At 74.2% G+C, this 3,983-nt stretch carries 6 protein-coding genes; 2 read left to right on the top strand and 4 right to left on the bottom strand.

Features of this window, described 5'->3' with window-relative positions:
* Positions 1 to 255 precede the first annotated feature (255 nt).
* Positions 256 to 1,626 (top strand): tannase/feruloyl esterase family alpha/beta hydrolase, encoded by a 1,371-nt coding sequence (locus PV341_RS44125; RefSeq protein WP_500360877.1) that lies wholly within the window; start codon positions 256 to 258, stop codon positions 1,624 to 1,626.
* A 2-nt stretch (positions 1,627 to 1,628) separates the two neighbouring features.
* On the opposite strand, the gene PV341_RS44130 is transcribed toward PV341_RS44125, so the two are convergent.
* Positions 1,629 to 2,171 carry an MOSC domain-containing protein gene (locus PV341_RS44130; RefSeq protein WP_500323223.1) on the bottom strand — a complete coding sequence of 181 codons (543 nt, stop codon included), beginning with the start codon at positions 2,169 to 2,171 and terminating at the stop codon, positions 1,629 to 1,631.
* A gap of 97 nt (positions 2,172 to 2,268) precedes the next feature.
* Here PV341_RS44130 and PV341_RS44135 point away from each other — a divergent pair, with 97 nt between their 5' ends.
* Entirely contained in the window at positions 2,269 to 2,769 is a 501-nt protein-coding gene (locus PV341_RS44135; protein ID WP_500323221.1) for a VOC family protein, read from the top strand.
* A 24-nt stretch (positions 2,770 to 2,793) separates the two neighbouring features.
* On the opposite strand, the gene PV341_RS44140 is transcribed toward PV341_RS44135, so the two are convergent.
* The 3 genes from PV341_RS44140 to PV341_RS44150 form a co-directional block, all read right to left on the bottom strand.
* Positions 2,794 to 2,976 carry a tail-anchor membrane protein gene (locus tag PV341_RS44140; RefSeq protein WP_500323219.1) on the bottom strand — a complete coding sequence of 61 codons (183 nt, stop codon included), beginning with the start codon at positions 2,974 to 2,976 and terminating at the stop codon, positions 2,794 to 2,796.
* Between the two features lie 120 nt (positions 2,977 to 3,096).
* The gene (locus tag PV341_RS44145; RefSeq protein ID WP_499515428.1) at positions 3,097 to 3,267 is read right to left on the bottom strand and encodes a hypothetical protein; all 171 of its coding nucleotides are present in this window, start codon (positions 3,265 to 3,267) and stop codon (positions 3,097 to 3,099) included.
* An 81-nt stretch (positions 3,268 to 3,348) separates the two neighbouring features.
* Positions 3,349 to 3,738, bottom strand: coding sequence for a hypothetical protein (locus PV341_RS44150; RefSeq protein WP_500323217.1), 390 nt, complete (start codon positions 3,736 to 3,738; stop codon positions 3,349 to 3,351).
* Positions 3,739 to 3,983 lie beyond the last annotated feature (245 nt).

A 3,983-nucleotide genomic window follows, 5' to 3' on the forward strand; every position in this document is an offset into this window, starting at 1 on the left:
GAGGAAAGGGGCGGGGTGGGGTCAGCCGCTGCGGCGACAGGACATGCTCGTGACGCGGACGAAGTCCACATGACGGCGGCGCACGAGCAAGAGCATGGGCCAAGGGTACTGCGCAGCGTCGTCCCGGGCGGTGACGCATGTCACGCGGCCCCATGAGCCGGGCGGTACGGGCGTGGGACGACCCCATGGTCGCGCCGGGTGCGGGCGGCCACGATGTGGCGGCAGCCATCCCCGACGTGCAAATGGAGGCTCCCCATGCGCCCCTGGAGAGGCGTCCCCCTGCTCGCCGCCGTGCTCGCGCTCGGCGCCGCCGCGGTCCCCGCCGGTGCGGAGGCGGCCGCGGGTACGGCAGGGCACTGCGCCCGGCTGGCCCGGGTCACCGTGCCCGGCGCCGAGCACCAGCAGAAGGCCTGCCTGCCCGACATGACGACCACCGCGCTGGCGGGCACCGCGTACACCGACACCGCCGACCAGGCGGGCCTGGCGGCGGCCGGCACCACCCGCCCGTCCGGCGTGCCGGGCGTACAGGTCGACGGCTACTTCGCCGACACCTCGGGCTTCAACATCACGCACGGCTGGCAGCACGACGCCCAGTTCGTGCTGCGGCTGCCGGACCGCTGGAACGGCGGCCTGATCGTCACCGGCGCGCCCGGCACCCGCAAGCAGTACTCGCTCGACGTCCTGATCTCCGACTGGGCGATCGCCCAGGGCTACGCCTTCGCCTCCACCGACAAGGGCAACAGCGGGCCGGACTTCTACACCGACGGCCGCCGCCCGGGTGACGCGATGGCCGAGTGGAACCGGCGCACGACCCAGCTCACGGTGGCCGCGAAGGCGGCGGTGGCCTCCCGCTACGGCCGCGCGCCGCACCGTACGTACATGACCGGCATCTCCAACGGTGGCTACCTCACCCGCTGGCAGCTGGAGCACCACCCGGCGCTCTACGACGGCGGCGTGGACTGGGAGGGCACGCTCTGGACGGCGGACGGCCCCAACCTGCTGACCTCGCTCCCGGTCACGGTGGCCCGCGCCCAGGGCCGGGCCACCGATGCAGACCTGCTGGCGGCCGGGTTCGCGCCCGGCTCGCAGTTCCTGTGGGCCTACCACCAGCAGGCCTACTGGGGCCTGACCCAGAAGGTGTACCGCGCCGAGTTCGACCCCTCCTACGACCCCGCCTGCCCGGGCGCGAGCGCGGGTGCGAGCGTGCCGGAGATCCTGGCGCCCTGCGCCTCGGACGCCGACTACGACTACGCGGCGCGCCCGGCCGCCGTGCACCGGGCCGTCGGCCGGGTGTCGCTCACCGGGCGCATCGGCAAGCCGATGATCACCCTGCACGGCACCCTGGACACGCTGCTGCCGATCGCGACCGACTCGGACGTCTACGCGCGCATGATCGACTCCGCGGGCCGGGGCGCGCTGCACCGCTACTACACGATCGAGGGCGGCAACCACGTCGACGGCCTGTACGACACGTATCCGGACCGGCTGCGCCCGATCCTGCCCTGCTACCGGGCCGCGTTCGACGCGCTGACGTCGTGGGTGGAGCGGGGCAGGACACCGCCCGCGGACCGCACGGTGCCCCGGCCGGCGAGCGGGGACGTGGTCAACTCCTGCGCGCTGTCCTGAGGTCAGACCCGCTCGAGCGGACGGTGCGGCCCCTCGGGGAGCTCGACGGAGATCGGGTCGCCGGGCCGCACCTCTCCGCCGTGCAGCACCACGCCCATGATCCCGCCCTTGCGGACGACGGCGCCGTGCTCGTCCCGGCCGACGACCTGCTTGAGCAGGCCCTGCCGGAAGCCATCGATCTGCAGGCAGGGGTTGCGCAGACCGGTCACCTCGACGACGGCCTCCGCGCCGAGCCGCAGCCGCGTCCCGACGGGAAGGCCCAGCAGGTCGAGGCCACGCGTGGTGACGTTCTCGCCGAGCTCGCCCGGGGCGACCTCGAAGCCGGCCGTGAGCAGCTCGTCGTGGAGCTCGCCGTGGATGAGGTGGACCTGGCGCAGATTGGGCTGCGTCGGGTCCTGGGCCACCCGCGACCGGTGCTGCACCGTCACCCCGAGGTGGGCGTCGCCCTCCACGCCGAGCCCGGTCAGCAGCCGGATCCTGTCATGGGTGGGCTTGCTGAAGTGGTGTCCCTCGTCGCGGCTGACGGCGGTGACGGTCGCGGTCATGTTCACCCTGCTCCCCCTCGGTCGGTCGGTCGATCGCGCGATCATTCTAACGAAGGCATTCATTGAACTTTCAATGATGGCCGCGTAACCTGGGGCCATGCCTGTTCGCCGTCTGAACCACGCCGTGCTCTACATCCGTGACGTCACGCGGTCCGTCGAGTTCTACACCGCCGTCTTCGGCTTCGAGGTCGACGTGGAGATCCCCGGCCGCGCCGCCTTCCTCAGCGCCGAGGACACGCTCAACGACCACGACCTCGGGCTCTTCGCCATCGGCCCGGACGCGCCCGGCCCCGAGCAGGGCCGCGTCGGGCTGTACCACCTGGCCTGGGAGGTCGGCACGCTCCGCGAACTGGCCGACACCGCGCGACTGCTCACCGAGCGGGGCGCCCTGGTCGGCTCCAGCGACCACCTCGTGTCGAAGTCGCTGTACGCCAAGGACCCCGACGGGAACGAGTTCGAGGTCATGTGGCGCGTCCCCCGTGAGGACTGGCCCACGCAGCAGGAACCCAGCGGCCCGCGCCCGCTCGACCTGGAGGCCGCGCTGGACCGCTGGGGCCCCGACCTCAGGACCGGCGCCGCCGCGGGCTCCGTCACCTGAGCCGCGACCGCGCCCCGCACACCGTCACCTGCCGATCTGGCGCCTGCCGCCCCGGCGCAGCCTGCGCCGCTGGGAGGGGTCCAGGGTGAGGTAGGCGGCCACGGGGACGCCCACGATGACCAGCAGGGCCAGCCACGTCGGCAGGACCCACAGCAGGATCAGGCCGACAGCCACGCCGCCGACGGCGACCTTCGCGCGATTGGACATCTTCCCGCCTCCGTCTGCGGCGCGTGCCGCACTCACTGGGGTAAACGCGGCATCACGCGCCGCGGTTCCCCCGTACGGCGCGCCCCGCCCGGCACCGGGCAGGGCGCGACCGCCGGGGCGTCACTCGTGGTGGCGTTCGGTCAGTTCCCTCGGTTCCTGCGGGGCCGCGTCCGGCGCCGTCGTCCGCTCGGGGGCGGTCTCCGGCCGGTCGGCGGCGACCGGCCGCTCGCGGTCGCGGACCGCCTCGGCGCGCACGATCGCGCCCAGGGCTGCGTAGATGTCCACGGGCATGGTGGGGCTCCTCCTGCGGTTGTCGTCCTGCTGACGGGCATGGCTGCGGGCCGCCGCGCGGGCGGCGACGGCCGGGCGCCGTCAGCAGCGCAGGACGAGGTGCAGGTGGTCGGGTCTGCCCGCGGGGGCGACGTGCCGGGCGGGACCGCGGAGCGCGGCGCCCACCGGATCCGGGGGGCAGGTGTCGTGGACGATGTCGGCGGCGTGCCCCTGGACGGTCCCGGCACGCTGCTGGGGGCCCGCCTGCGGGACGGTGCGCCGCCCGACGCTCGCCGGGGGGTGGTGCATCTGCTTGCCGGGTTCGTCCGTGGCGGCGGCGACGGCCGCCGTCCGCTCCGGCGGCTGCAGTGCCGCGGCCCCCGGCGCGCACAACGCGTGGAGCAGGCACACCAGTGCCGCGAAAAGCCCGACCGCGGCCCCTGCGGGCCCTGCGGGGGGCCGACGGGGAGGTCCCGCTGCGGCATGCGGCATGCGCTGCTCCTCCGGATGCGTACCCCCCCACTCTTAACCGGGCGGGCACCCGGACCCCGTGGCGCACTACGCTGATCGACGCACGCGTTCACCCGGCGGGCGCAATCCGCGCTCCGCGCGGCCCGGTTGTTGTGTGCGGGTGCGTTGCGCCTGCGGGCGGCTGCGCCGGGCTGCCCGGTGGTTGTGTGCGGCTCGTTCGCGCCTGCGGCGGGCGTCCACCCTTGCTCTTATACACATATCCCACC

It is taken from the genome of Streptomyces sp. PA03-1a (genome assembly GCF_033792805.1).
GTDB lineage: Bacteria > Actinomycetota > Actinomycetes > Streptomycetales > Streptomycetaceae > Actinacidiphila.

Excerpts from the sequence above, each read along its gene's own strand:
- PV341_RS44125 (WP_500360877.1), top strand. The coding sequence starts at position 256 with ATGCGCCCCTGGAGAGGCGTCCCCCTGCTCGCCGCCGTGCTCGCGCTC.
- PV341_RS44130 (WP_500323223.1), bottom strand. The coding sequence starts at position 2,171 with ATGACCGCGACCGTCACCGCCGTCAGCCGCGACGAGGGACACCACTTC.
- PV341_RS44135 (WP_500323221.1), top strand. The coding sequence starts at position 2,269 with ATGCCTGTTCGCCGTCTGAACCACGCCGTGCTCTACATCCGTGACGTC.
- PV341_RS44140 (WP_500323219.1), bottom strand. The coding sequence starts at position 2,976 with ATGTCCAATCGCGCGAAGGTCGCCGTCGGCGGCGTGGCTGTCGGCCTG.
- PV341_RS44145 (WP_499515428.1), bottom strand. The coding sequence starts at position 3,267 with ATGCCCGTGGACATCTACGCAGCCCTGGGCGCGATCGTGCGCGCCGAG.
- PV341_RS44150 (WP_500323217.1), bottom strand. The coding sequence starts at position 3,738 with ATGCCGCATGCCGCAGCGGGACCTCCCCGTCGGCCCCCCGCAGGGCCC.